Here is a 24,329-nt window from a genome sequence, read left to right as displayed (position 1 = left end):
CGCGGGTCAGCGAAGGGCGTTCGCGACCAGCTTGTGCAGCTTCGAGTGGAGCCCGTCGTTCGCGGCGAGGAACTGGTTGCGTTCGCGCGCCAGGTCCTGGCCGCGATAGTCGGTGACGAAGCCCCCGGCTTCCTTGACCAGCAGCATGCCCGCCGCGACGTCCCACGGCTTGAGGTCCGATTCCCAATAGCCGTCGAAGCGGCCCGCGGCGACCCAGGCAAGGTCGAGTGCGGCCGAGCCGAGTCGGCGGATGCCGGCGACTTCGGGCGCTACCGCGCCGAAGATGCGAGTCCATTCGACGAAATTGCCATGGCCCAGGAAGGGAATGCCGGTCGCGATCAGCGCGTCGGCCAGGTCACGTCGCGCCGAGACGCGCAGGCGCTGGTCCTGCAGCCAGGCCCCCCTGCCCTTTTCGGCCCAGAAGCTCTCGTCGGTGAGCGGCTGGTAGACATAGCCGTGGGTGATCTCGGGCTTGCCCTGCGCGCCGCGCGGGTCCTCGACTGCCACCGAGATGCAGAAGTGCGGGATGCCGTGGAGGAAGTTGCTGGTGCCGTCGAGCGGATCGATGATCCAGCGCGGCTTGTCCGGATCACCTTCGATCTCGCCGCGCTCCTCGACCAGGAAGCCCCAGTCGGGACGTGCCTTGCGGAGCTCCTCGATCAGCGTGTCCTCGGACCGCTTGTCGGCGAGGCTCACGAAGTCGGCGGGCCCCTTGCGGCTCACCTGGAGGTGCTGGACCTCGTTGAAGTCGCGGCGCAGGCGCGGGCCGGCCTTGCGGCAGGCGCGCTCGATGACGGTGATCAGGCCGGAATGGGCTACCATTTAAACAGAGCCTTTGCGCTCGAATACCAGGATGCGGGCTTCGCCCACGGGATGCGCGACATGTTCGTCGCCTTCTTCGGCCACGAACATGTCGCCGGCGCCGAGCCGTACGACGTGCTCGCCGCCATCGATACGATAATGCATGTCGACGTTGCCATCGATGACGCAGAACAGCTCCGCGCCGTCGTTGACGTGCCAGCGGTACGGCTGGTCAGTCCAGTGCAGCCGCGCCGTGGCGCCTTCGATCTCGACCAGATCGCGCGCGCCCCACGCCGCATTGGCGCGGAAGCTGCGCGCGTCCTGGACGATCCGGGGCATCAGTCCGCCCGGCGGACGTAGGTCTGCTCGTACACGTCGACCACGATGCGCGTGCCCGACGCGATGTGCGGCGGCACCATGATGCGCACGCCGTTGTCGAGCACCGCGGGCTTGTACGAGGACGAGGCCGTCTGGCCCTTCACCACTGCATCGGCCTCGACGATCGTCGCTTCGATCGTGTCGGGCAGCTGCACGCTGATCGGCTCTTCGTCGTAGAGTTCCATGATCACGTCCATGCCGTCCTGCAGGAAGGCAGCGGCATCGCCGAGCAGGTCGCGCGGGAGCGTGGTCTGGTCGTAGGTTTCCTTGTCCATGAACACCAGGCTGTCGCCCTCGGCGAACAGGAACTGGAAGTCCTTGGTGTCGAGCCGCACGCGTTCCACGGTCTCGGCCGAGCGGAAGCGGACATTGTTCTTGCGGCCGTCGCGCAGGTTCTTGAGTTCGACCTGCATGTACGCCCCGCCCTTGCCGGGCTGGGTGTGCTGGATCTTCACGGCGCGCCAGATGCCGCCTTCATATTCGATGATGTTGCCGGGACGGATGTCCACGCCGCTGATCTTCATGGGATCGAGACCTGTCGCTGAGAAAGAGCTGAGCCGCGCCCCTTAGCTTCGGATGCGGCATCGGGCAAGTCGCCCGCTCGGCGCGCGAGCACGGCGTCGATGCGGCGCTGCCCCGCCTCGCCCCAGGGCGGCGGTTCGTGCGGCTCGGGCAATCCCTCGAAAGCGGGCACGTCGCCGGGCAGCGCGATCCAGGGGTGCTTGGTCACCGTGAAGAAATGCGCGGAGGGCTGCACCTCGCGGCTGAAGTCGAGCGTGCCGGCACGGACGAAGCAGAAATCCAGGCCGAACGCCCGGTGATAGCCCCACAGCACCGTCGCGCACCGGGGGCAGCGCGCGCTCCCCTGCGCCGCGGAGTCGGTGGATTCGGGCTCGAACAGCTCGGGCGCGCCCTCGCCCGCCATCTCGACATGCTCGGCCTCGATCATCACGTTGAGCGCGAAGGCGCTGCCCGAGCTGCGCTGGCACATGCGGCAATGGCAGCAGTTGACGACGATCGGCTCGGCGGTCAGCCGATAGCGCACGTGACGGCAGTTGCACCCACCCTGCATCGAACCCTCTCCGGAAGCGGATGGGAACATTGTACGAACATCAGCGCGCGCCGACAAGCATCGGATAGGGATTGACGGCCTGCCCCTGCCACCAGCGCTCGTTCGGCTGCATCCGCGCCACGCCGAAATGCAGGTGGAAATTTCCCGCGCCGGCGTTGCCCGTGTCGCCGACGAAGCCGAGCAGGTCGCCGGGCTTCACCGCCTGCCCCTCGGCGATGCCCGGGGCATAGCCCTGGAGATGGGCGTAATAATAGCTCCACAGCCGGTCGGGCGAGCGGACGTAGAGCGTGATCCCGCCGCCCCCGTGGCTGAAGAACAGCTTCTCGACCGTCCCCGGCGCCGCGGCGATCACGGGGGTTCCGGCCGGCGCCATGATGTCGGTCCCCTCATGCGCGCGCTGACCATTGGCGCGCGACTGGCCCCAGGTGTCGACGATCTGCGCGCTTGCCACGCCGCGCACTGGAATGGCGAGCTGCCCGGGCGTCAACGGCTCCGGCTCCGGCGCCTGCGCCGGCGCGTCGGCGGCAACGGGCCCTGCCGGTGGCGCGACCGGGGACGGCGGGATGAACCGCACCATCGAGATCAATCCGGCAAGTACCAGAAGCAGTAGAAGTCCTACCCCCCACGCCAGCCGCCGCAGCACCGCGCTACTCCTGGAACACGGCCTGGGTGCCGGGCTTCACCATCAGCGCGAGCCGGGCGGCGTCCCAGTTGGTCAGGCGGATGCAGCCATGGCTCTGCGTACGGCCGATCGTCTGCGGCTCGGGCGTGCCGTGGATGCCGTAATGCTCCTTGGAGAGATCGAGCCACACCACGCCCACCGGCCCGTTGGGCCCGGCCGGCAGCAGCGCCTTCTTGTCGTCGGCATCGGCATCCCAGAACAGGTCCGGATTGTAGCGGAACTTGGGGTTGGTATCGACGGCGTTGATCTTCCATGTGCCGATCGGGAGCGGATCGTGCTGGCTGCCCATGGTGGCGCTGAACTGCGCGACCAGCCGGTTCTCCGCATCATAGACCTTGAGCGCCTTCTCGGACTTGTCGACCACCACATGATCGGCCTTGGGCTGGCGCGCGTCGACGTTGAGGTCGCTCAGGGTCTGGCGCCATTCTGGCTTCCAGTCGCCCTGATAGTCGCGGGACTGCGTCACGACATTGGGAAAGCGGAAGGTGGCGCCCGGCTTGATCGTGCCGCCGCCGGGATTGAGCTCGACCAGCACCTCGGGCGTGGTGTGGAACATCTCGGCGAGCTTCTCGAGCGGGCGCGTATAGGCGAGCGCGGGCAGCTTCGCCTGGTCCTCCGGCTCCTTTGGCAGCGGATTGATGAACGGGCCCTGCAGCCACGCATTCTCTATCTTCACCTGCGCCAGCGGCCGGCGCTCGCGATAGGCGTGGAGCGCACCCAGCGTCGCGCGGTCGAGCTCACCCGTCACGGGAAGGTTGCGCGTCTCCTGAAACGCCCGGAGCGCCGCGGTGAGCGACTGGCCTTCGCGCCCGTCGACGATCCCCGGCGAGAAGCCGAGCGAATCGAGGATCACTTGCGCGTGCATCACCGTCCAGTCGATCGGTGGTTTGCCCTCCTTCGGTGCCTTGGACTCGGGTTCGGCGGCGAGCGGCGCGAACGCGATGGAAGCGAGCAGAACGGCGACACCAATGGATTTACGCAAGGGCAAGCTCCTGACCTACAAAGGTTGGCCAGAAGAACGAAGCCGATGCGCGGATGTTTCCTCGCCGCCGCCGCGCGCGGAGGCGTCAGCCCCCGAGCAGCGCGTGGAAAGCCTTCACCGCCGCAGCCTCGTCGCCGCCCCACACGGCGTTCGATACGGCAAGGAAATCCGCCCCTGCGTCGATCAGCGGCTTGGCATTGGCAGGGGTGATCCCGCCGATCGCGACGCAGGGCAGCTCGAACAGCGCGGTCCACCAGCTGAGGATCGCCGGCTCGGGCTTGTGGCGGGTCTCCTTGGTCGTGGTCGGGTAGAAGGCACCGAAGGCGACATAGTCCGCCCCTGCCTCGCCCGCTTCCATCGCCAGATGGCGGCTGTCGTGGCAGGTGACGCCGATCTGCACCGTCGGCCCCAGGATCGAGCGCGCCTCGCGCGCGTCGCCGTCGTCCTGCCCCAGATGCACGCCGTCCGCGCCGAGGCGCTTCGCCAGGCTCACGCTGTCGTTGACGATGAAGGCGACCTCCCGCTCCGCGCAGATGCGCTGGAGCGGCTCGGCGAGCCGCGCCGCCTGATGCTGGTCGACGTCCTTCACGCGGAACTGGAAGGCGGCAACCGGCCCGGCATCGAGCGCGCGCGCCAATCGGTCCGGAAAGGTCCCGCCCACTTCGAGCGGCGAAATCAGGTAGAGCTGGCACGGCGGCCGGCGATCGTCGCGCACGAACTGATCCGCAAAGCCCTCCAGCGCGTTGTCGGCGTCGAGGTCAGTTTCGGGATCGTTCATGTCTCACTCCGGTTTCGCGGCGGTCCGCATCGGTTGTTCGGGCTGGATCTACCGCCATTGGCGTGGCCGCTTCTACCCCGAGAAGCTCGCGGTCAAGAAGTGGTTCGCCTTCTATGCCGAGCATTTCGACACCGTCGAGATCAACAACAGCTTCTATCGCCTGCCCAGAGCCGAGACCTTCGACGCCTGGGCAGCGCAGGCGCCGCCCGGCTTTCGCTATGCCGTGAAGGCCAATCGCTTCCTCACCCAGGCCAAGAAGCTCAAGGACTGCGAGGAACCGCTGCAGCGGATGATGCCGCCCTTCCGGCACCTGGGCGAGACGCTGGGGCCGATCCTCTACCAGCTCCCGCCGCGCTTCCGGCTCAACCTCGAGCGGCTGGAGAGCTTCCTCGAACTCATCCCAAAGGACGTCACCAACGTCTTCGAATTCCGCGACAAGAGCTGGTACGACGACGCAGTGTTCGCGCTGCTCGCACGCCACGGCGCCGGCTTCTGCGCGCACGACATGCCGGGGCTGGAAAGCCCGCGCCTGGCCGTCGGCCCGGCCGCCTATCTCCGCTTCCACGGCGGCCAGGGCAAATATTGGGGCCGTTACGCGGACGAGGCGCTGCTCGCCGCTGCGGACTGGATCGCCGCCGAGGCGCGCGGCGGTCGCGAGGTCTGGGCCTATTTCAACAACGACACCGAAGGCGCCGCGATCGACGACGCGCTCACGCTCAAGGCAATGGTGGCGCAGGCGATGCGATAGGCGTTCAGCGCGGCGGCGGAGTCAGCCGCCCCACGGGCCGCGTCTCGGCGCTGATCTCGAACGCCGCGATCAGCGGGCGACCCTTGGCAATGGCGGCGCGGACCGCCGGAAGCTGGAGCGACGCCGCATGGCTGGCCGCATTGTCCCAGATCTCGGTGATCCAAATCGCGTCGGGGTCCTTGGCATCCTCGGCGATCAGATAGGCGAAACACCCCGGCATCGACTCGGTGCCGCTGGTGAGAAGCCCGACCAGCTCGGCACGCTTGCCGGGTTGCGCCTTGATCTTGCCGATCATTCCGAAAGTGGGGAGCGTTTCTTCCATCGCGCGTGCCTCCTGCGCAAAGGCGGCGCCGCCCAGCATCGCGATCGCCAGGCCGGCGAGCACGGGGCGGCGCGCGCTGATCACGCCGGCACCGCGACCTTGTCGGTCGAAGCGGCGTAGATTTCATCGATCGCCTCGCCGAGCGCCTGGTCGAACTCGGCGTCGCTCATCTGGTGACGCAGGTCCTCGAGCAGCGCGCGGCTGAAGCTCGCGATCATGCCGCGGTTCTTGGCGAGCTCGGCGCATGCCTCGGGCCGCTTGTAGCCGCCCGAAAGCGCGACCACGCGCAGCACGCGCGGATGCGCGACCAGCGGGTCGAACAGTCCGGCCTCGGCGGGGATCGAGAGCTTGAGCATCACCTTGTCGTCGCCGGGCAGCGCGTCCAGCACCTTGAGCAGCTCGTCGAGCAGGATGCTGTCGGCCTGGGCACGCTGGGGGCTCTTGATGTTCACCTCGGGCTCGATGATCGGCATCAGACCGGCGGCGAGCACCTGGCGCGCGACGTCGAACTGCTGCGCGACGATCGCGGCAATGCCCTCGCGGTTGGCGAGATTGATCACCGAGCGCTCCTTGGTCCCGAACACGCCGAGGTTGCGGGCGCGAACGAGCAGCGCGTCGAGCTCGGGCATCGACTTCATCAGCTGCACACCGTTGGCTTCGGCCTCGAGGCCCTTGTCGATCTTGATGAAGGGCACCACGCCCTTGTCGATCAGCGCCTGCGGAGTGGGCTTGCCGCCCACTTGCCCGTCCATCGTGCGCTCGAACAGGATCGCGCCAATCACCTTGTCGCCGGTGAAGGCAGGCGAAGAGATGATGCGGCTGCGCATCTGGTGGATCAGGTCGAACATCTCGGCGTCGTTCGACCAGGCGCCTTCGTCGATGCCATAACCCTTGAGCGCCTTGGGCGTGGAGCCGCCGCTCTGATCGAGCGCGGCGATGAAGCCTTTGCCGTTGGCGATCTTGGCGGTCATCTCGGAAGCGTTCATTGCGTTCTCCAGCCGGTTGTCAGGTCGCGAGCCGAAACGCGCCACCACGGGCCGCGCTCCGATTCGTCTTGAAACCATTTCGCTATTGCAGCGAGAATCGCGACACGGAAGGCTGACAACGATAGCCAGCGGCCCGGCGACCGTTACGTGCGATGATTTGCTTGCGTGAACGGCCGATCGATCGCGTAGGTCACGGTGTCGCCCAGCGGGTCGTCGGCCGCGAACAGCGGATGGTGGAAATCCAGCCCTGGGACATAGGCCATGCCCAGCCGCAGCATCAGCGCTCTGCTCTTCGCGTTGCGGGCCGAGGTAATCGCGACGACGCGCGCGGCATCGGTGTTCGCCCAGGCCCATTCGATGCACGCGGCCGCAGCCTCGCGGGCATAGCCCCGGTGCCAATAGGGCACGGCGAGCATCCAGCCGATCTCCAGCTCGTCTTCGATCGGCGTCTCCTCGGCGCCGGGCTTGAGCCCGCAGAAGCCGATCACCGCGCCGTCCTCGCGTCGTTCGACCGCCAGAAAGCCGAGGCCCTGCGCCCGGTACCGGTCGTGCTTCGCCAGCACCGCATCGCTCGCAGCGGCGTCCTTCACGGGCCCTAGGTCCGCCATAACTTCCGGATCGGCCCACATCGCATGGAGCGCGGCCCGATGCCGCGGCTCGGGCACGCGCAGGATCAGCCGTTCGCTCTCGATCACGCGCCCAGCAGCCGCGCGGCAAGCGGTGCATGATAGGTCAGCACGCCCGAGCAGCCGGCGCGCTTGAACGCCATCAGCGTCTCGAGCACCAGCGCCTCGCGGTCGCCTGCGCCGGCCGCGGCGGCAGCCTCGATCATCGCATATTCGCCCGAGACCTGGTACGCGAAAACCGGCACCTGGAACTCGCTCTTCACACGCAATATGATGTCCAGATAGGGTAGCCCGGGCTTGACCATCACGCTGTCCGCGCCCTCGGCCAGGTCGAGCGCCACTTCGCGCAGCGCCTCCTCGGCATTGGCCGGGTCCATCTGATAGGTCTTCTTGTCGCCCTTGAGCAGCCCGCGGCTGCCGACCGCGTCGCGGAAGGGTCCGTAGAAGCCGCTCGCATATTTGGCGGCATAGGCCATGATCTGGACGTTGACGTGGCCGTTCGCCTCCAGCGCGGCGCGGATCAGGCCGATGCGGCCGTCCATCATGTCCGAAGGCGCGACGATGTCCGACCCCGCCTCGGCCTGGACCAGCGCCTGGTCGGTCAGCACCGCCGCGGTGGTGTCGTTGAGGACATAGCCGGCTTCGTCGACGATTCCGTCATGGCCGTGGCTGGTATAGGGATCGAGCGCGACGTCGGTGAGCACGCCGACCTCGGGCACCGCATCCTTGATCGCGCGGATCGCGCGGCACATGAGATTGTCCGGATTGAGCGCCTCGCGTCCGTCGTCGCTGCGCAGGTTCGCCGGCGTGTTGGGGAAGAGCGCGATGCAGGGGATGCCCAGGTCACGGGCCTCGCGCGCGCGCTCGACGATCCCCTTCAGCCCCCAGCGCGACACGCCGGGGAGCGAGGCGATGGGCTCCTCCGCGTCGCCCTCGGTGACGAACAGCGGCCAGATCAGGTCGGCGGGGGTCAGGACCGTCTCGGCATGGAGCCGGCGGCTCCAGGCGGCGGCGCGCGTGCGGCGCAGGCGAAGCACAGGATAGTGACTCATGCGCGGCAGATGCGCCCTCAGCCCGTGGGTTGCAAGCGTCCCGCAGGCTCGGTCGCGGCGTGCGCCTGTTCCTCGGCTTCCGGCTCGGGCGGCACTTCGAGCACCACGCTGCGCCAACCGCCATAGCGATAGTAGAGGACCGCCAGCACCAGCGAGCAGAGCGACCCGATCGGGAAGGACAGCCACAGTGCGTCGGTGCCGAACCAGCGCTGGCCGAGCAGCGCGAAGCCGATGCGGATCGGGAACAGCGTGATCGCCAGGATGATCAGCGGCGGCACCATCGCGCCGTTGGCGCGCACGGTGGAGAAGATCACCATCGTCGCGCCGAACATCACGAAGGTCCAGCTCGCGAGGAGCTGGATGTGCCGCGCAATTGCGATGGCCGGGCTCTCGCCGCCCAGGAACAGTGCCATCACCGGGCGATCGAACAGGATGATCGCAACGATCACCACCAGCGTGATGATCGTGTTGTAGACCAGGCCCGATCGCGTGATCGCGCCGACGCGGTCCCACCGGCCGGCACCGATGTTCTGCGCCGCCATGCTCGAGACGGCGACGCCGATCGCCATCGCCGGCATCTGGATGTAGGTCCAGAGCTGCTGCGAGACGGCATAGGCCGCAGCGGTATCGACGCCGAGCCGGTTGACCAGCCCGATCATGGTGATGCCGGCGGTCGACATGACCAGCATCTGCGCGCCCATCGGCAGGCCCTTGGCGATGATCGTGCGGATCAGCGCGTGCTCGGGGATCAAATAGCGCAGCTCGTGGCCGCGCAGGCGGATCGGCAGGTCGCGCCAATAGACATAGACGAGCAGCCCGGCCGAGGAGACGATCCCGGCGAGCAGCGTCGCGGTCGCCGAACCCGCGATCCCCATGCGCGGGAACGGCCCGATGCCCGCGATCAGCAGCGGATTGAAGGTCGAGTCGATCAGCACGCTGAGCACCATGAACCATAGCGGCGTCACCGCGTCGCCCGTGCCGCGCAGGCTCATCTGGATGAGCACGCCGAGCATCGAGAAGGGCAGCCCGAGGAAGATTACGCGCAGATAGGCCAGCGCCATCGCCTGCGCGTCGCCGGGGGTCGCTAGCAGGTGCAGGATCTGCGGTGCGAGCAGCCAGCCGAGGATGGCGATGCCCACTGCGCCCGCCATGACGAGGCCGACCGCCGAGCCGAAGGCGCGCCGTGCCGCCTCGACGTCGCGCCTGCCCATAGACTGGCCGATCAGGATCGTCGCCGCCATGCCGAAGCCGAACACCGCCGAGAACATCAGGAACATGATGATGTTGGCGTTGCTCGTCGCGGCGAGCGCCTGCTCGCCCAGGAAGCGGCCGACCCAGATCGAATTGATCGAGCCGTTGAGCGACTGGAGGATGTTCGAGCCGAGCGTCGGCAGCGCGAACAACAGGAGCGTGCGGCCGATGGGACCTTGCGTCAGGTCGCGGCGATTGGCTGGTCCCGGCATGGCTCCCCCTACTCTCCCGGCGCTTTGGAGTTCCGCCCATTCGTCATCCCCGCGAAGGCGGAGATGACGGAATGGATCAACCCAGCCGCGCCAGCGCCGCGGCCAGCCGTTCGGCCTCGGCGGCCTTTTCGGCGTGGTCCGCACGCGCCTTCTCCACGGCTTCGGGCTTGGCGCGTTCGACGAAGCTGGGGTTGTTCAGCCGGCCGGCGAGCCCGTCGCGGTCCTTCTCGGCCGCGGCGATCGCCTTGGTCAGCCGCGCGCGCTCGGCTTCAAGGTCGACCACGTCGCCCAGTGGCAGCACGAAGGTCGCCTCGTCGACGATGATTTGGAGCGCGCCGCCCGCGGGGGCATCGCCGCTCGCCTGGTCGACGCGCGCGAGGCGAGCCAGTGCCGCCTCCTGCCGCGCGAGCCGCGCCGCCGTCTCGGCCGAGGCGTCGCGGACATGGACCGGCAGCCGCGCGCCCGGCGGCACGTTGAGCTCGGTGCGCGCGGCGCGGATCTCGCTCACCAGCCGGATCAGCCAGTCGACTTCCTGCGCGGCGGCCGGATCGAGCGCGCGCGCGTCGGCCATCGGCCACTTCGCGACGATCAGCTCGTGCTCGCGCGGGCCCATCTTGGACCAGAGCTCCTCGGTGATGAAGGGCATGAACGGGTGGAGCATGACCAGAATCTGGTCGAGCACCCAGCCCGCGACCGCGCGGGTCTCGTCGGCGCCTTCCGCGCCTTCGCCCTGCAGCACCGGCTTGATCAGCTCGAGATACCAGTCGCAGAACCGGCTCCAGACGAACTGGTAGATCGCGTTCGCCGCCTCGTCGAAGCGCAGCTCGGCGAGCGCGAGGTCGATCGCCTGGACGGTGGCGACGGTCTCGGCGACGATCCAGCGATTGACCGCGAGGCTCGCCGCGGGCGGCTCCAGCGTAGTGCTCGCGCCGATCCCGTTCGACTGGCAGAAGCGCGCGGCGTTCCAGAGCTTGGTCGCGAAGTTGCGATAGCCCTCGATCCGCTTCTCATCCATCTTGATGTCGCGGCCCTGGCTCTCCATCGCCGCCATGAAGAAGCGCAGCGCATCGGCGCCGTACTTGTCGATCAGACCCAGCGGATCGACCGTGTTGCCCTTGGACTTGGACATCTTCTGCCCATCCGCGGCGCGCACCAGGCCGTGGAGATACAGGGTCTTGAACGGCACTTCTTTCATGAAGTGCAAACCCTGCATCAGCATCCGCGCATCCCAGAAGAATAGGATGTCGAAGCCCGAGATGAGCACATCGTTCGGGTAGCGGCCCTTGGCCTTCACGTCTTCGTCGGGCCAGCCCATCGTCGCGAAGGGCCAGAGCGCGGAGGAGAACCAGGTGTCGAGCACGTCGTTGTCGCGGGTGAGCGCAACGCCCTGCCCCGCCTGGACCTGCGCCTCTTCCTCGGTCTCGGCGACGAACACGCTGCCGTCCTCCGCGAACCACGCCGGAATCCGGTGCCCCCACCAAAGCTGGCGGCTCACGCACCAGGGCTGGATGTTCTCCATCCAGTTGAAATAGGTCTTTTCCCAGCTCTTCGGCACGACCTTGGTCGCGCCCGAGCGGACCGCCTCGATCGCCGGCTTGGCGAGCGTCGCGGCGTCGACATACCATTGGTCGGTCAGCCAGGGCTCGATCACCTGGCCCGAACGGTCGCCGAAGGGCGTCGCGATGGTGCGCGGCTCGGCGTCGTGCTCCACGCCTTCCTTGTCGATGTGCGGCACGAGGAAGCCCTCGGCCTTGAGCCGCTCGACGACGAGCTTGCGCGCCTCGAACCGGTCGAGCCCGAGCAGTTCCTCGGGGATCAGCCCGTCGCTCGTCTGGGCGATCTGCGCCTTGGCATCGAGCATGTTGAGCATCTCGCCCGGCTTGATGCCCGCGCGCTTGCCCACCTCGAAGTCGTTGAAGTCATGCCCCGGCGTGATCTTGACCGCGCCCGAGCCGAGCGCGGGATCGGCATGCTCGTCGGTGACGATCGGCACCAGCCGGCCGGTGATCGGCAGGCGCACCTTCTTGCCGACCAGCGCCGTGTAGCGCTCGTCGTCCGGGTGCACCGCCACGGCCATGTCGGCGAGCATCGTCTCGGGGCGCGTCGTCGCGACCTGGATGAAGCCGCTGCCATCCTCGAGCGGGTAGCGCAGGTGCCAGAAGCTGCCCTTGACGTCCCGCGTCTCGACCTCGAGGTCGCTGATCGCGGTGCCCAGGCCCGGGTCCCAGTTCACCAGGCGCTTGTCGCGATAGAGCAGGCCCTGGCGATAGAGCTCGACGAACACCTTGAGGACGGCCTTGGAGAAGCCCTCGTCCATCGTGAAGCGCTCGTTGGCCCAGTCCATCGAGCAACCGAGCCGGCGGAGCTGGCGGGTGATCGTACCGCCGCTCTCTTCCTTCCACTCCCACACCTTCGCGACGAATTCCTCGCGCGTGAAGTCGGTGCGCTTCTGCTGGCGCTCGTTGAGCTGGCGCTCGACCACCATCTGCGTCGCGATGCCGGCGTGATCGGTGCCGACCACCCAGCGCGCGTCCTTGCCCTTCAGCCGCGCGTGGCGGACCAGCACGTCCTGCAGCGTGTTGTCGAGCGCATGGCCGATGTGCAGGCTGCCCGTGACGTTGGGCGGCGGGTTCACCAGCGTCCAGGGATCGGCGCCGGGGCGCTCGGGCGCGAACAGGCCGCCCTCCTCCCAATGCTGATACCAGCGGGATTCGATTTCGGCGGGGTCGAAGGTCTTGGGAAGCTCGGTCATGGTGCGGCGGCTCTACCGGGGCCTCGCGGAAATGAAAAGGCGGCCCCCGAAGGGACCGCCTCCTTGGACTGGACGAGAGCCCGAAGTTCTACACGGTGTTGCGGTCAACCGTCTTGCGCGGTGCCGGCTTCGCGGCGGGAACCGGCGGAGCCGAAGCCTTGATCACAGGATTTCCCACCGCCGAGCAGTCGCCCGAACTCTGCGACACCACCTTGGGTTCCGCGCCGGCGCCATAAGAAATCATCTGAACCGACTGGGTGCAGCCCGTGCCGTTGCCGCTGCTGGTCGAGACATAGGTATAGCGCACCGTGCCGCCCGCAGGCATCCTGGCCAGCGACGCGGTGTCGGGCCTGACCCCGGCGGCCGCGGGCTGGCGCGCGAGCATCTGCGCCTGCTGCATCATCGCGGCCATCTGCCGGTCCATCTCGTCGAAGACTCGGTCGAACTCGGCGAATCGCGCCGCGATCGGATCGGCCATCACCACTGGCACGGCGACGCGCTGCATCGGCACCACTGATACCTGCGGCGCCTGGTCGCCGGTGTAGCGGACCTGGACCACCGAACCTTCCGGCACCGCCAGCTTCACGGTCCGCATTTCCTGCGCCGCGGCAGCGCCGCCGGTGAGCAGGATCAGACCGAGGCCGGCACCCGCCAGCTTCGAAATTTTGCGCATGGATATCCTCCGCTCAGCTGTCGAACAGGGAGCGCCGAAGCTAGTCCGCCAAGCTGAACGCAGGATGAAATCCGAAGCCGGAGCGGCGTCGGCGCGAGCGCTTCGTCGAGCCCGCGCGACGCCTCGTCGCCACCTGCCGCGTCAGCGCCCGGCCTCGGCCTTGCCCGTCCAGCGGTTCAGCCAGCCGAGCACTTCGCCATACCATTGCAGCGAGTTGCGCGGCTTGAGCACCCAGTGGTTCTCGTCGGGGAAGACGAGCAGCCGCGAGTCGATGCCGCGGCGCTGGAGCGCAGTGAATGCCGCGAGCCCCTGGGTATAGGGGATGCGGAAGTCGCGCTCGGAGGTGATGACGAGCTGCGGCGTCCGCCATTCGGTGACATGGTTGACCGGGTTCCAGCGCTCGAAGGCCTGCGGGTCCTCATAATAGGCCTTGCCGCCATGCTCCCACTCGTCGAACCACAGCTCCTCGGTCTCATAGGCCATGGCGCGCGCGTCGAAGACGCCGTCGTGCTGGACGATGCACTTGAACCGGTCGGGCCATTTGCCTTCGATCCAGTTCATCATGAACCCGCCATAGGAAGCGCCGAGCGCGCAAGCCTTGTCCGAATCGAGCCATGCGAACTTGCCCGTCGCCGCGTCGAGACCCTTCTGCAGGTCCTCGAGCGGCCACCCGCCCCAATTGTTGCGGATCGCGTCGGTGAAGCCCTGCCCGTATCCGGTCGATCCGTGAAAATCGACCGAGACCACCGCAAAGCCGGCGCCGGCGAACACCGCGGGGTTCCAGCGATAGGACCAGCTGTTGTTGCTCGATCCCTGCGGCCCGCCATGGACGACGAAGGCGATCGGCGCCTTCTGCCCCTCGGCGAGCGCGGTCGGGCGTACGGCATAGCCCCACACCTTGTCGTTGTTCGCGCCGGTGAAGCTGAAGCGCTCGACCTTGGGCATCTCGATCCCCGCGAGCCGTGCCGCGTTGACCGAAGTCAGCCGCTCGCTCTTCGTGCCAGAGAGCCGGAAGAAGTCGTCCGGCGCGGTGAGGCTGTTCATCGAATAGACGACGCCGTTCCTGGTCGGCACCACCGCGGAGACCGCGCCTTCGCCGGTCAGCCGCGTGACCTTGCCGCTCGTCGGGTCGACCGCGAAGATTGGCTCTTCCTGCGTATCCATCGCCGTGACGTAAATGCGCTTGCCGTCGGGCGCCCAGGCGATCGACGCGACGGAACGATCCCAGTCCTGCGTCAGCGCGCGGACTTCGCCGGTCGCGAGGTTGCGCAGCTTGAGAACCTGCCGGTCCGACTCATATCCCGCGCGCGCCATCGATGCCCATGCGAGCCATTTGCCGTCGGGCGATACCGTGGGCAGCGTGTCGGTGCCGTCATTATCGGCGGTGAGGTTCACGGGCGCGGTCGAGCCGTCCGCGGGTGCGGCGAAGATGTCGAGGTTGGTCGAGGTCGGCTCGATCCGCCCCGCCTCGCGCAGCGCGAAATAGACGGTCTTGCCGTCGGGGGACCAGCTCAGCTCCTCGCCGCCGCCGAACGGCCGCGACGGCGTGTCGCCGATCAGCTGGCCGACGATCGGCGTGCCGTTGCCGGTCGCGCCCTGCGCGCCGAAGGGCAGCACGAAGAGCTGCGAGCGATTGCCGTCGGCCCAGGTGTCCCAATGGCGCACGAACAGCTGGTCATAGACGCGGCCCGAGCCGGCATAGGGGTCCTTCTTGACCACCGGCGGCTCGAGGCTGGGCGCGCCAGGCTTGCGGTCGGCCCAGACGAGCAGCTTGTCGCCGGTGGGCGCGACCTTGAAGCCGCTGAAGCCGCCGGGGATATGGCCGAGCTGCACCGGCGTTCCGCCGGTCACCGCGACACCCCATACCGCATCCTCGCCGCCCTTGTCGGACTGGAACCAGATCGTCCTGCCATCGGCCGAGAATTGCGGGCTGGTCTCGTTGACCTCGGCCTCGGCGACCAGTTTCTCGGGCGCGGCGCCCTTTTTCGTCAGGTCGAGCCGCCAGAGATCGTAGCGCCCCTTGTTGGCCGCGAGATCGGTCTCGCGCTGCTGCCAGACGAGCCAATGCCCGTCGGGCGAGACTGCGGGCGCCCCGACTCGCGAGAGCGTGACCACGTCCTGGATGGTGATGTCCCGGGCCGCGGCCGGCGCGGCAGTGAAGGCGAGCGCGACGCCCGCGAGCAGGAGATGCTTCATGGCAGCGAGATAGAGCAAAGCGGCGGGCCGTGCGCAATATATGTTCAAGGGCTTTCGCGCCGCGCCCGCCCCTTCTTGATCGTCTCGGCCTTGTGCCGGGGCCACCGTGCAGGCGGATCATGCCGCGCGGGCTCGTGCCTCTACGCCGCAGCCGGCACCCGACGAACCGCAATCGCACCGCATGACTCGCGGACAAGTGAACCCCGGCACCAGGCCGGGGTGACGAAGATATCGGTGCGCAGGAAAGTCCCGGCCGGGCTCAGCGCCCGCCGGTGATCCGGGAGATTTCGCGCGCGACCATCGCCTCGACGATCTGCGGCAGATTGGCGTCGAGCCAATCGCGAAGCATCGGCTTGAGCAGCTCGCGGACCAGCCCCTCGAGCGTGTCCGAGCCAGGCACTTCGGGCTTCACGACGATGCGCGACAGTGCCTCGAGCGGCTGGCGAGTCGCCTCCACCGCCTGTTGGGAAAGGATCGGCTCGGGCGCGGTGCGCGGCTTGGGCGCGGCGGGCTTCGCGCGCTCGTCGGCCACGGCCTGGCTGAGCTCGAGCACTTCGTGCGTGCCCTCGTCCTCGGGAGCCTCGGCCTCTTCGACGGGCGCAGGCGCGGCGCGGCTGCGGCGCGCGCGCGCGCCGACTGCCGCATCGCCTTCCTCGGCGATGATGCGCTTGATGGAGGAGAGGATCTCCTCCATCGAAGGCTCGGCGCTGATATCCCCCATAGCCGGCACCTTCTCCTCAAATGGCCCCGGCCGTCTCAATCAGGGATTCGAGCCGTTCGTGTCAACGGGGCGCTGCAACAGCGGGTCCAACCCGCCAGAGGTCACATTGGCTCCCTGGGCCGGCGTATCGCGCGTCGGAGTCCCCACCGGCTTGGGTTCCGGATCGTCGTTCCAGTCGCTCCAGCTGCGGCGGACGCGCTTGTAGTTGGCAGCCGGATCGTAGAGCGGACCGCCCTCCAGACCCAGGTCCTTCGCCTCGGCACGGCCCATCGCCGCGAGCAGCGTGAAGCCCGCGACATAGGCATCGCGCTCGGCGGTCACATAGTTGACCTGCGCGTTGAGCAGTTCCTGCTCGGCGTTGAGGATGTCGAGGATGGTGCGCGTGCCGACGCTGTTCTCGGCGCGGACGCCCTCGAGGCTCAGCCGGTTGGCTTCCACCGCGACGCGTGACGAGGAGATCACTTTGAGCGCGCTCTCATAGGCGGCGAAGGCCGAACGTGCCTGGGCGACCACGCCGCGCTCGGTGAGCGTCACCTGCTCGATCGCCGCGGCCTGGCGCGCCTGCGCCTGGCGGACCTGCGCGGCCGGGCGGCCCCCCTGGAACAGCGGCAGCGAGACCTGCGCGCCGATCGTGGTCGACAGGCCGTCGCTGTTAGCGCCGAGCGCCGCCTGGCTGGCCGGAAGCGAGCCGAGGTAATTGTAGTAGCTGCCGCCCACACCCACGCTCACCTGCGGCAGGCGGCCGGCACGCGCGACGCTCACGTCATAGCGACTCGCGTCGCGGGCGAGCTGCGCGGCTTCGAGGAACGGATTGTTGGCGAGCGCGATCTGCTCGGCGGTCACCACGTCCTCGGGCAGGTTCGGCAGCGGCGTCGGCTGCGCGAGCACGCCCGGGGGCGAGCCGATGACGCGGATGTAGTTCTCGCGGCTGCCGATCAGCCGGGCCTCGGCGCTGCGCAGCTGGCTCTGCGCGAGCGCGAGTCGCGCTTCGGACTGGGCGACGTCGGTGCGAGTCAGGTCGCCCACTTCATAGCGGTCGCGCGTGGCCTGGAGGTTCACTTCCAGGACATGGACGTTCTGCTGGTTGAGGCGGACGATCGCCTCGTCGCGGATCACGTCGACATAGGCGGTCACGGCCTGGGTGAAGACGTCCGACTCGGCGCCGCGCAGGTTCGCCTGGCCGGCCTCGACTCGCGTCTCGGCCGCACGGACCGAATTGCGCACCGCGCCGCCGCTGTAGACCGGCTGCGACAGGTTGATGCCGAGCTGGCCCTGGCGCGAGGGGGAGATCGTGTTGGCGTCGGTATTGTACAGGCTCGAGCTCACCGAACCGGTGGCGTCGGCGCCCGGAAGCCCGCGCGAACGTGCGATCGGCACATTCTCGTCATTTGCGCGCTGGTTGGCGCGCTCGGCCTGCAGGTCCGGGTTTGTGTTGTACGCCTGGACCAGCGCGTCGCGCAGCGTCGTGTCGGGCGCGGGCGCAGGAGCCGGCGCGGCGGTGCGGACCGTCACCGGAGTGGAGGTGCCCTGACGCGTGGTCGTGGTCTGCGCGGCGGCAGGCATGGCGAGCGCGGTCAGGCTGACGCCCAGGAAAAGAGAGCAAAATCGCATCAGCGTCTTCTTCTTGTTCAGAATTGGAAGGTCCGTAGGCGTCGGAAACCAGGCAGTTCGGCACATTCGATATCGAGGAAATCGCGGAGGCCGAAGCCCCCTTCGGTACGGCGGCCCTTGGCGAGGCGGGTCACGCCCCGGTCGATCACGCCGGTGACGACACGGCCGCCGATTTTGACCTGCTCGACCAGTGTGTCCGGGATATGTTCGACGGCGCCGTCGATCACGAGCAGGTCATAGGGCGCAGCCGCCGGCCAGCCGGCCGCGAGCGGCCCCTGCACCAGCTCGACCTTCGCCTCCCCCGCGAGACCGCCGCGCGCGATCGCGACGAGCGCATCCTCTTCCTCCAGCGCCACCACCGACTTGGCGAGCAGCGCGAGCACCGCCGCGGCATAGCCCCCGGCTGCGCCGACCAGCAGGACATGGTCGGTCGACTGGACCTGCGCCTCGGTGATCAGCCGGCCCGTGGCGAGCGGCGAATTGTGGCGCCGGCCGCCGACGAGCGGCAGCAGCGTGTCGCGATAGGCGATCGCGCGATGCTCGGTCGGCAGAAAGGCTTCGCGCGGGACCTTGGACATCGCTTCGACCACACGCGGGTCGTTGACCGCGTTGGTGCGCAGCTGGCTCGCCACCATGGCGTGGCGCATCGCCTCGAAGCGGTTCGCCTCGGCGGGCGCAGGGTCGACCGAAAGGGCCATCATCACTCCGGCTATCTGGCACAGCCGTATTAGCTGCGCAATACACTTGTTGAAGTCGTTGCGCTTCTATCGCGGTGCAGCGTGATCGCCAAGCGACTTGCGCCGGTGCCGCCACAAGGCGCAGATTGGCGGCACCGGGATCGCCTCGCGTTAACCTTTTGTTGAGAAAGGTTACGGCAGAGTAAAGAAAGATTAACGCCGCAGCGGACGCTGAACGCAGGAAAGGCATGATGGAGCAGGGCAGCGACCCTCTGGTTTCGCCGATCGCGCGCCGGGTGCTCGAGCATCTGGTGGACTGGTGGCCGGCGCCCCGCGACGCCGATGCCCTCGCCTTCGGGCTGACCGGCCCCGACGGCGACCGTCACTTGCTGACGGTGATGGAAGCGCTCTGCGACGCGGGCCTGGTGATGTACGAGGCGATCGTGATGCGCGACGGCGCACCCTGCTTCCGCGATACGGTGATCACGCAGAGCGGCTTCGCGGCGCTCCAGGCGATGCAGCGCCGGCACCCAGGCCGCGGCTAGCCGCGCGCTTCGAGCTCGGCCTTGGCTGTGAGGCGCAGCTCGAGCGACTCGGTCACCAGCCTTGCGAGCAGCTTGAGGTCGGCGATGGTCGGCGCGTCGATGTCGCGGACCGACTCGTCCAGCACGGCGAGCATGCCGAGCTTGCGCCCCTCCCCCGCCGCGATCGGCACGGCGGCGTAGAAGGGCACCGAATTCTCCATCGCAGTCTCGGGATCGGCGAGCAGGCCGGGCTCGGCGTGGCGCGGAGTCGTGCCCGGGCGGACGAACACCGACGTGCTCACCGGCTGGCGGGGCGAACCCCCGCCTGCTTCCGACCAGAATCCCTCGGCATCGGTCAGGTTGACGATCGCCATCGCGGTGCCGCAGCGGTTGGCGGCCAGCTCGGCGATTGCGGCAAAGGCGCCGTCGCGCGGCGGCGACAGCAGCTCGGGCCGCTCCGCGACCGTGTCCCATGCCCTAACCGCACGCCCTGCGGGCGAATTTTCGTCTGCGACCACAATGCCCCCCGGTATTGTTTATAGCCGTAATGATTAGCGAATCTTCCCCTCGCCGCAATCGATGCGCCGAGCATGCGCCTCATAACGGCACAGTCGGCGTGACTTGAACCTAGGAGTTGACACGAGGCGATCCGGCAGCGCATTGGCGCGCCTCACCATATCGGATGGCCCGATGGCGGAGTGGTGACGCAGCGGACTGCAAATCCGTATACGCCGGTTCGATTCCGGCTCGGGCCTCCATCTCCATGTTCCCCCAAAACGAAAAAGGCGCCTGCGGTTTAGCGCAGACGCCTTTCCTGAATGTTTCTGCAGATTAGCGGCAGCGGCTGCCGCCCCGCTCGATCTCGCGGCCGGCGAGCGCACCCACGCCCGCACCGACGATCGTGCCGGTGGTGCTGCGGCCCCGCCACGAGTTGCCGCGGCCGATCTCGCCGCCGAGCAGGCCGCCGGCGATCGCACCCAGGATCGTGCCCGTGGTGCCGTCGCTGCAGCGACGATAGCGATAGCGATACGAGCGGTTGTCGCGATAGCTGCGATAGCCCTGGCGGTAATCGCGGCGATAGCCGTCGCGGTACCCGTCGCGATAGTCGCGCTGATAGCCGTCGTAATAGCCGCCGCCGTAGCGCTGCGCCGCGGCCGGCGTGGCAGCCATGCCGCCGATGGTGACGCTCGCGGCAAGCGCTGCGGTGATCAGGTGCTTCTTCATCTCGTCCTCCTTCGGGGGCTTCGACTGCCTCCATCGAAGACGCTTGTGCCACGAGTCGCGTGGAGCGCCCCTGAACGCACCCGTTAGCCATTGTTAATGCGCAATCTTCCGGGCTAGCCTGCGCCGCATGGGCGAACTGCTGCTGGTCATCGACGAAGGCACCACCTCCACTCGCGCGATGCTGTTCGAGCCTTCGGGCAAGTGCCTGGGCTGGCAGGCCGCGGAGCTGACCCAGCATTATCCCGCACCTGGGCTGGTCGAGCATGACGCGGCCGAGATCTGGGAGCGGACCCGCGCCTGCGCCGCGACGATGGTCGAGAAGGCCGGCGGCGCGGACGCCATCGCCGCGATCGGCATCACCAACCAGCGCGAGACGATCGTCTTCTGGGACAAGACCACCGGCGAGCCGCTCGCCCCCGCGATCGTCTGGCAGGACCGGCGCACCGCCGCGATGTGCCGCGAATGGCGCGAGGCCGGCGAGGAGCCGGGCGTCCAGGCGCGCACCGGGCTGCTGCTCGACCCCTATTTCTCCGGCACCAAGATCGCCTGGGCGATGGCCAACTGGCCGCAGCTGCGCGAAGCCGGCGATCGACTCGCGATCGGCACGATCGAGAGCTGGCTGGTGTGGAAGCTTACCGCCAAAGAGAATCGGGGCGGCCTCCACGTCACCGACGCGACCAACGCCTCGCGCACGCTGCTGATGGGCCTCGGCTCAGGCGGCTGGAGCGACGGGCTGCTCGCCATGTTCTCCGCCCCGCGCGACGCGCTGCCCGAGATCGTCGACTGCGCCGGCCGCTTCGGCACCACCAGCCTGTTCGGCGGCGCGATCCCGATCTGCGGGCTGGCCGGCGACCAGCAGGCAGCGACGATCGGCCAGGCCTGCCTCGCCAGGGGCGAGACCAAGGCGACCTATGGCACCGGCGCGTTCATCCTCGCCAATGCCGGCACCGCCCCGCCTTCATCGAAGAACCGCCTGCTCGCGACCGTGCTGTGGCAGCTCGGCGGGCGCCGCACCTATGCGATCGAAGGCGCGGTGTTCGTCGCGGGCAGCCTGATCCAGTGGCTGCGCGACTCGGTGGGTCTGATCGCCACCGCCCCCGAGACCGAGGCGCTCGCCCGCTCGGTCCTCGACAATGGCGGCGCCTATCTGGTGCCGGCGCTCAGCGGCCTGGGCGCACCCTGGTGGGAACCCGAGGCGCGCGCCGCGCTCACCGGCCTCAGCTTCGCCACCACCCGTGCGCACATCGTCCGCGCCGCGCTCGAGGCGATGGCCCACCAGAGCCACGACCTCAAACAGGCCTTCTGGGCCGACGGCGCCGACTGGGCGCGGCTGCGCATAGACGGCGGCATGGTGGCCAACGACTGGATCGCGCGGGACCTCGCCGACATCCTCGGAATCCCGGTGGACCGCCCCGACTTCGCCGAAACGACCGCGCTGGGCGCGGCGATGCTCGCGGGCGTCGGCTGCGGGATGTTCGCCGGGCTGGAGGAAGCAGCGGCGATGCGGGGTACGGGTACGGTGTTCGAGCCGGGCCTCGATGTCAGTGCTCGCGAGGCACGTCTCCAAGGCTGGAAGCACGCCGTGGAAGGCGTGATCCGCAGCTAACCGATCGAGGCGCTCAATCGCTTTCCTGCAGCGTCGCGGGGATGTCGCGCCGATTGTGGAGCATTCGCCAGACCTGGATCTCCTCCGGGCCCTCCAGATAGAATAGCAGATAGGGGAAGCGCCCGGGTCTCGCGCAACGCAGGCCATCGATGCGCAAGACCACGGCATAACGCAGCGAACCAAGCCCGGGACTTTGCGCTATCGCTTCGAGCTGCTGGGCAACTGCTTCCACGAGGCGCAACGCCACATCCCCGCCGGCCTCATGACGATAGAAAGCCACTGCGCCTGCAATATCGTCCTGCGCTTGGGGCAGAATTCGCAGCGGCTTGGGCTTCACTCCGCCGCTTCGTCCCGCGCCAGTGCCCGCAGCTCGGCGAAGTAGGCATCGTCAACCAGCCGGCCAGGCCCGGAATTGGCGCCGGCCAACAGCATCGTCCGCAATTCTTCCTTGTCGCGCTCGCGTCGGATCAGTTCGCGGACATACTCGCTGCTCGTGCCATAACCGCGGTCCGCGACCTGCTCGTCGACGAAGGATTTGAGCACATCGGGCAGCGAAATGTTCATCGTAGCCATGCGCGCAACATGCCATCAATGGCAAAAATTGGCAAGATCACCCCTGTCAGAACAGCCCCTTCAGCTCGGTCTTCAATATCTTCCCGTTCGCATTGCGCGGCAGCGTCGCCTCGACGAAGCGGATCGCCACCGGCACCTTGAAAGCCGCGATCCGCGCGCGAACCCAGTCCTGCAGCTCGGCTTCGGACGCCTCTGCGCCCGGCGCGAGATGCACCACCGCCGCGGGCTCCTCGCCCAGGATCTTGTGGGGGATGCCGACCAGCGCGCAGTCGGTCACCGCCGGATGCGCGTAGAGCACGTCCTCGACTTCGGACGAATAGATGTTCTCCCCGCCGCGGATCACCATGTCCTTGGCGCGGTCGACGATATAGAGGAAACCCTCCTCGTCGAGCCTCGCCAGGTCGCCGGTGCGCACCCAGCCGTCGACGAAGGTTTCGGCGGTCGCCTCGGGCTTGTTCCAATAGCCCTTCACGATCATCGGCCCGCGCGCCCAGAGCTCGCCGACTTCGCCGACGGGCAATTCGCGGTCACCCTCCAGCGTCATGATCTTGAGGTCGGCGGTCGCGACGGGCAGCCCGGCGCTGGTCGGGCGCGCCAGATAATCCTCAGCCGAATGGCTGGTCACCGTCGCCATCGTCTCGGTCATCCCCCAGCCGTTGCCCGGGAGCGCGCCGAACTCTTCGTGGATGCGCTTGACCAGCTCGGGCGCCGAGGGGGCGCCGCCATAGGCGATGCTCTCCAGGCTCGAGAGGTCATAGTTGTGGCGCTCGGGATGCTCGAGCAGCTGCCAGGCGATCGTCGGCACGCCACCGGTCATGTTGACGCGCTCGCGCTGGATGATCTCCATCGCCTGCACCGTATCCCAGCGGCGCATGAAGACGATCGTCGCGCCTGCCGCCATCATCGACATCAGCCCCGCGCTGCACGCCGTCACATGGAAGAGCGGGATCACCAGAAGCGAGGTCTTGTGATCGGGCACCGCGGGCGGCGTCTCGCCCCGGCGCAGCAGCGTGCGCGCGGCCGAATAGCCGCCCGAGAGAATGTTGGTGACGATGTTGCGGTGCGTGCCGAGCGCGCCCTTGGGTGATCCGGTGGTGCCGCTCGTGTAGAAGATCGTCGCGTCGTCGTCGGGCGCGATTTCGGCCTGGGGAAAGGAAATGTCGGGCAGCGCCGCCCAGTCCGCGGTTCGTCCGATCAGCGCCTCGAGCCGCACCGCCTTGCCGCCGGGCGCGTCGCCGGCGCGGCTCACCACCACGCGGTCGAGCCCGGCAAGGTCCTCGTAGCAATGCTTGAGCCGCTCGTGCCGCTCGGCATCGACGAACAGCAGGCGCGCACCCGAATCGCGCAGGCCATATTCGAGCTCGCCGCCGGTCCACCAGGCATTGAGCGGCACGACGATCGCACCCAGGCTGGCGATCGCGAAGAAGATCGTCGGCCATTCGGGCAGGTTGCGCATCGCCAGCGCGACGCGGTCCCCCTTGCCCACTCCCATTTCCGCGAGCTTGCCCGCCAGATGGCAGACCGCGCGGTAATTGGCTTCGTAGGTGACGCGCTCGTCCTCATAGATGGTGAAGACGCGCTCGCCATAGGCGCGCACCAGCTGCTGGAGCGCGGCGAGCGAGGGCGGCGCGTTCTTCCACACCCGCGTCGGCACGCCGCGGATCTCCACCGTCTCCATCTCGAAGCGCGCGCCGGGCGCGGTGAGCAGCGCCCTGGCCTGTTCCAGCGACATTCTGGGCCAATCGGGGTCCAGCGGCACGATCGGGTCGAGGGCCAAGGCGCGGTCTCTCCGTTGTCTTTTCCGAATGTCGGGTTTGGCCGCGAAAGCCTCCCGCAGCCCCAACGTTAGTGTTGATTCGCGCCGCGCTCAAGGCAATAGATA

Annotated in this window: 26 protein-coding genes and 1 tRNA gene; 4 read left to right on the top strand and 23 right to left on the bottom strand. The window is 68.1% G+C overall.

Annotation, left to right across the window (positions count from 1 at the left end; translation table 11 throughout):
* Nucleotides 1–6: 6 nt before the first annotated feature.
* From J7500_RS10035 to thiE, 7 genes are all read right to left on the bottom strand, one after another.
* Nucleotides 7–822 (bottom strand): inositol monophosphatase family protein, encoded by an 816-nt coding sequence (locus J7500_RS10035; protein WP_294061565.1) that lies wholly within the window; start codon nt 820–822, stop codon nt 7–9.
* Nucleotides 823–1,140 carry an AraC family ligand binding domain-containing protein gene (locus tag J7500_RS10030; RefSeq protein ID WP_294061564.1) on the bottom strand — a complete coding sequence of 106 codons (318 nt, stop codon included), beginning with the start codon at nt 1,138–1,140 and terminating at the stop codon, nt 823–825. It lies immediately after the preceding gene.
* Nucleotides 1,140–1,703 carry an elongation factor P gene (gene efp / locus J7500_RS10025; protein ID WP_294061563.1) on the bottom strand — a complete coding sequence of 188 codons (564 nt, stop codon included), beginning with the start codon at nt 1,701–1,703 and terminating at the stop codon, nt 1,140–1,142. Before efp ends, J7500_RS10030 begins: the two co-directional genes overlap by 1 nt.
* Complete coding sequence (locus J7500_RS10020) at nt 1,700–2,251, bottom strand: GFA family protein (protein WP_294061562.1); 552 nt, start codon at nt 2,249–2,251, stop codon at nt 1,700–1,702. Before J7500_RS10020 ends, efp begins: the two co-directional genes overlap by 4 nt.
* Before the next feature lie 40 nt (nt 2,252–2,291).
* Entirely contained in the window at nt 2,292–2,828 is a 537-nt protein-coding gene (locus tag J7500_RS10015) for a M23 family metallopeptidase (RefSeq protein ID WP_294061561.1), read from the bottom strand.
* A 70-nt stretch (nt 2,829–2,898) separates the two neighbouring features.
* Nucleotides 2,899–3,915: a L,D-transpeptidase gene (locus tag J7500_RS10010; RefSeq protein ID WP_294061560.1), complete on the bottom strand. Its 1,017-nt coding sequence runs from the start codon at nt 3,913–3,915 to the stop codon at nt 2,899–2,901.
* 85 nt (nt 3,916–4,000) lie between these two features.
* Nucleotides 4,001–4,693 (bottom strand): thiamine phosphate synthase, encoded by a 693-nt coding sequence (gene thiE / locus J7500_RS10005; RefSeq protein ID WP_294061559.1) that lies wholly within the window; start codon nt 4,691–4,693, stop codon nt 4,001–4,003.
* Between thiE and J7500_RS10000 the strand changes: the two genes are divergently transcribed.
* Nucleotides 4,692–5,441 carry a DUF72 domain-containing protein gene (locus J7500_RS10000; protein WP_294061558.1) on the top strand — a complete coding sequence of 250 codons (750 nt, stop codon included), beginning with the start codon at nt 4,692–4,694 and terminating at the stop codon, nt 5,439–5,441. The two genes, thiE and J7500_RS10000, sit on opposite strands and share 2 nt — an antisense overlap.
* A 4-nt stretch (nt 5,442–5,445) precedes the next feature.
* On the opposite strand, the gene J7500_RS09995 is transcribed toward J7500_RS10000, so the two are convergent.
* The 11 genes from J7500_RS09995 to J7500_RS09945 form a co-directional block, all read right to left on the bottom strand.
* Nucleotides 5,446–5,847 carry a putative quinol monooxygenase gene (locus tag J7500_RS09995; RefSeq protein WP_294061557.1) on the bottom strand — a complete coding sequence of 134 codons (402 nt, stop codon included), beginning with the start codon at nt 5,845–5,847 and terminating at the stop codon, nt 5,446–5,448.
* The gene (locus J7500_RS09990) at nt 5,844–6,749 is read right to left on the bottom strand and encodes a fructose bisphosphate aldolase (RefSeq protein WP_294061556.1); all 906 of its coding nucleotides are present in this window, start codon (nt 6,747–6,749) and stop codon (nt 5,844–5,846) included. The genes J7500_RS09995 and J7500_RS09990 overlap by 4 nt, the downstream gene beginning before the upstream one ends.
* Nucleotides 6,750–6,892: 143 nt before the next feature.
* Nucleotides 6,893–7,444 (bottom strand): GNAT family N-acetyltransferase, encoded by a 552-nt coding sequence (locus J7500_RS09985; protein WP_294061555.1) that lies wholly within the window; start codon nt 7,442–7,444, stop codon nt 6,893–6,895.
* Nucleotides 7,441–8,427, bottom strand: a complete 987-nt coding sequence (gene hemB, locus J7500_RS09980) for a porphobilinogen synthase (RefSeq protein WP_294061554.1) — start codon at nt 8,425–8,427, stop codon at nt 7,441–7,443. The genes J7500_RS09985 and hemB overlap by 4 nt, the downstream gene beginning before the upstream one ends.
* A gap of 17 nt (nt 8,428–8,444) precedes the next feature.
* On the bottom strand, nt 8,445–9,890 hold the full coding sequence (locus tag J7500_RS09975) for an MATE family efflux transporter (RefSeq protein ID WP_294061553.1): 1,446 nt from the start codon (nt 9,888–9,890) through the stop codon (nt 8,445–8,447).
* A 76-nt stretch (nt 9,891–9,966) separates the two neighbouring features.
* On the bottom strand, nt 9,967–12,642 hold the full coding sequence (locus J7500_RS09970; RefSeq protein WP_294061552.1) for a valine--tRNA ligase: 2,676 nt from the start codon (nt 12,640–12,642) through the stop codon (nt 9,967–9,969).
* Nucleotides 12,643–12,730: 88 nt separating this feature from the next.
* Nucleotides 12,731–13,315, bottom strand: a complete 585-nt coding sequence (locus J7500_RS09965; RefSeq protein WP_294061551.1) for a hypothetical protein — start codon at nt 13,313–13,315, stop codon at nt 12,731–12,733.
* 141 nt (nt 13,316–13,456) lie between these two features.
* Nucleotides 13,457–15,511 (bottom strand): S9 family peptidase, encoded by a 2,055-nt coding sequence (locus tag J7500_RS09960; protein WP_294061550.1) that lies wholly within the window; start codon nt 15,509–15,511, stop codon nt 13,457–13,459.
* Between the two features lie 259 nt (nt 15,512–15,770).
* On the bottom strand, nt 15,771–16,232 hold the full coding sequence (locus J7500_RS09955) for a DUF2497 domain-containing protein (protein WP_294061549.1): 462 nt from the start codon (nt 16,230–16,232) through the stop codon (nt 15,771–15,773).
* Nucleotides 16,233–16,271: 39 nt separating this feature from the next.
* Nucleotides 16,272–17,843 carry a TolC family outer membrane protein gene (locus J7500_RS09950; protein ID WP_294061548.1) on the bottom strand — a complete coding sequence of 524 codons (1,572 nt, stop codon included), beginning with the start codon at nt 17,841–17,843 and terminating at the stop codon, nt 16,272–16,274.
* 17 nt (nt 17,844–17,860) lie between these two features.
* On the bottom strand, nt 17,861–18,544 hold the full coding sequence (locus J7500_RS09945) for a protein-L-isoaspartate O-methyltransferase (protein WP_294062156.1): 684 nt from the start codon (nt 18,542–18,544) through the stop codon (nt 17,861–17,863).
* A 227-nt stretch (nt 18,545–18,771) separates the two neighbouring features.
* Between J7500_RS09945 and J7500_RS09940 the strand changes: the two genes are divergently transcribed.
* Nucleotides 18,772–19,065 (top strand): hypothetical protein, encoded by a 294-nt coding sequence (locus tag J7500_RS09940; RefSeq protein ID WP_294061547.1) that lies wholly within the window; start codon nt 18,772–18,774, stop codon nt 19,063–19,065.
* Here the strand turns inward: J7500_RS09940 and J7500_RS09935 are convergent.
* Nucleotides 19,062–19,562: a hypothetical protein gene (locus J7500_RS09935; RefSeq protein ID WP_294061546.1), complete on the bottom strand. Its 501-nt coding sequence runs from the start codon at nt 19,560–19,562 to the stop codon at nt 19,062–19,064. The genes J7500_RS09940 and J7500_RS09935 overlap by 4 nt on opposite strands.
* 166 nt (nt 19,563–19,728) lie before the next feature.
* On the opposite strand from J7500_RS09935, the gene J7500_RS09930 reads away from it, so the two are divergent.
* Nucleotides 19,729–19,802 (top strand) — tRNA-Cys (locus J7500_RS09930).
* Between the two features lie 73 nt (nt 19,803–19,875).
* On the opposite strand, the gene J7500_RS09925 is transcribed toward J7500_RS09930, so the two are convergent.
* A complete protein-coding gene (locus J7500_RS09925) occupies nt 19,876–20,268 on the bottom strand; it encodes a glycine zipper 2TM domain-containing protein (RefSeq protein WP_294061545.1) in 393 nt (130 codons plus the stop codon).
* A gap of 127 nt (nt 20,269–20,395) precedes the next feature.
* Here J7500_RS09925 and J7500_RS09920 point away from each other — a divergent pair, with 127 nt between their 5' ends.
* Nucleotides 20,396–21,874: a glycerol kinase gene (locus J7500_RS09920; RefSeq protein ID WP_294061544.1), complete on the top strand. Its 1,479-nt coding sequence runs from the start codon at nt 20,396–20,398 to the stop codon at nt 21,872–21,874.
* Nucleotides 21,875–21,887: 13 nt separating this feature from the next.
* On the opposite strand, the gene J7500_RS09915 is transcribed toward J7500_RS09920, so the two are convergent.
* The 3 genes from J7500_RS09915 to J7500_RS09905 are packed head-to-tail and all read right to left on the bottom strand — an operon-like array spanning nt 21,888 to nt 24,179.
* On the bottom strand, nt 21,888–22,211 hold the full coding sequence (locus tag J7500_RS09915; RefSeq protein ID WP_294061543.1) for a type II toxin-antitoxin system RelE/ParE family toxin: 324 nt from the start codon (nt 22,209–22,211) through the stop codon (nt 21,888–21,890).
* On the bottom strand, nt 22,208–22,438 hold the full coding sequence (locus J7500_RS09910) for a type II toxin-antitoxin system ParD family antitoxin (RefSeq protein WP_367112975.1): 231 nt from the start codon (nt 22,436–22,438) through the stop codon (nt 22,208–22,210). The genes J7500_RS09915 and J7500_RS09910 overlap by 4 nt, the downstream gene beginning before the upstream one ends.
* 55 nt (nt 22,439–22,493) lie before the next feature.
* Entirely contained in the window at nt 22,494–24,179 is a 1,686-nt protein-coding gene (locus J7500_RS09905) for a class I adenylate-forming enzyme family protein (RefSeq protein ID WP_294062154.1), read from the bottom strand.
* Nucleotides 24,180–24,329: the final 150 nt, after the last annotated feature.

It is taken from the genome of Sphingomonas sp., assembly GCF_017744835.1.
Lineage (GTDB): Bacteria > Pseudomonadota > Alphaproteobacteria > Sphingomonadales > Sphingomonadaceae > Sphingomonas.
The sequence above is the reverse complement of the archived record's forward strand: the minus strand, read 5'-3'. Positions and strand labels throughout refer to the sequence as shown.

Excerpts from the sequence above, each read along its gene's own strand:
- J7500_RS10020 (WP_294061562.1), bottom strand. The coding sequence starts at position 2,251 with ATGCAGGGTGGGTGCAACTGCCGTCACGTGCGCTATCGGCTGACCGCC.
- J7500_RS10000 (WP_294061558.1), top strand. The coding sequence starts at position 4,692 with ATGTCTCACTCCGGTTTCGCGGCGGTCCGCATCGGTTGTTCGGGCTGG.
- J7500_RS09970 (WP_294061552.1), bottom strand. The coding sequence starts at position 12,642 with ATGACCGAGCTTCCCAAGACCTTCGACCCCGCCGAAATCGAATCCCGC.
- J7500_RS09910 (WP_367112975.1), bottom strand. The coding sequence starts at position 22,438 with ATGAACATTTCGCTGCCCGATGTGCTCAAATCCTTCGTCGACGAGCAG.
- J7500_RS10035 (WP_294061565.1), bottom strand. The coding sequence starts at position 822 with ATGGTAGCCCATTCCGGCCTGATCACCGTCATCGAGCGCGCCTGCCGC.
- efp (WP_294061563.1), bottom strand. The coding sequence starts at position 1,703 with ATGAAGATCAGCGGCGTGGACATCCGTCCCGGCAACATCATCGAATAT.
- J7500_RS09940 (WP_294061547.1), top strand. The coding sequence starts at position 18,772 with ATGGAGCAGGGCAGCGACCCTCTGGTTTCGCCGATCGCGCGCCGGGTG.
- J7500_RS09950 (WP_294061548.1), bottom strand. The coding sequence starts at position 17,843 with ATGCGATTTTGCTCTCTTTTCCTGGGCGTCAGCCTGACCGCGCTCGCC.
- J7500_RS09905 (WP_294062154.1), bottom strand. The coding sequence starts at position 24,179 with ATGTCGCTGGAACAGGCCAGGGCGCTGCTCACCGCGCCCGGCGCGCGC.
- J7500_RS10030 (WP_294061564.1), bottom strand. The coding sequence starts at position 1,140 with ATGCCCCGGATCGTCCAGGACGCGCGCAGCTTCCGCGCCAATGCGGCG.
- J7500_RS09925 (WP_294061545.1), bottom strand. The coding sequence starts at position 20,268 with ATGAAGAAGCACCTGATCACCGCAGCGCTTGCCGCGAGCGTCACCATC.
- J7500_RS09990 (WP_294061556.1), bottom strand. The coding sequence starts at position 6,749 with ATGAACGCTTCCGAGATGACCGCCAAGATCGCCAACGGCAAAGGCTTC.
- hemB (WP_294061554.1), bottom strand. The coding sequence starts at position 8,427 with ATGAGTCACTATCCTGTGCTTCGCCTGCGCCGCACGCGCGCCGCCGCC.
- thiE (WP_294061559.1), bottom strand. The coding sequence starts at position 4,693 with ATGAACGATCCCGAAACTGACCTCGACGCCGACAACGCGCTGGAGGGC.
- J7500_RS09920 (WP_294061544.1), top strand. The coding sequence starts at position 20,396 with ATGGGCGAACTGCTGCTGGTCATCGACGAAGGCACCACCTCCACTCGC.
- J7500_RS10015 (WP_294061561.1), bottom strand. The coding sequence starts at position 2,828 with ATGGTGCGGTTCATCCCGCCGTCCCCGGTCGCGCCACCGGCAGGGCCC.
- J7500_RS09960 (WP_294061550.1), bottom strand. The coding sequence starts at position 15,511 with ATGAAGCATCTCCTGCTCGCGGGCGTCGCGCTCGCCTTCACTGCCGCG.
- J7500_RS09975 (WP_294061553.1), bottom strand. The coding sequence starts at position 9,890 with ATGCCGGGACCAGCCAATCGCCGCGACCTGACGCAAGGTCCCATCGGC.
- J7500_RS09945 (WP_294062156.1), bottom strand. The coding sequence starts at position 18,544 with ATGATGGCCCTTTCGGTCGACCCTGCGCCCGCCGAGGCGAACCGCTTC.
- J7500_RS09965 (WP_294061551.1), bottom strand. The coding sequence starts at position 13,315 with ATGCGCAAAATTTCGAAGCTGGCGGGTGCCGGCCTCGGTCTGATCCTG.
- J7500_RS09955 (WP_294061549.1), bottom strand. The coding sequence starts at position 16,232 with ATGGGGGATATCAGCGCCGAGCCTTCGATGGAGGAGATCCTCTCCTCC.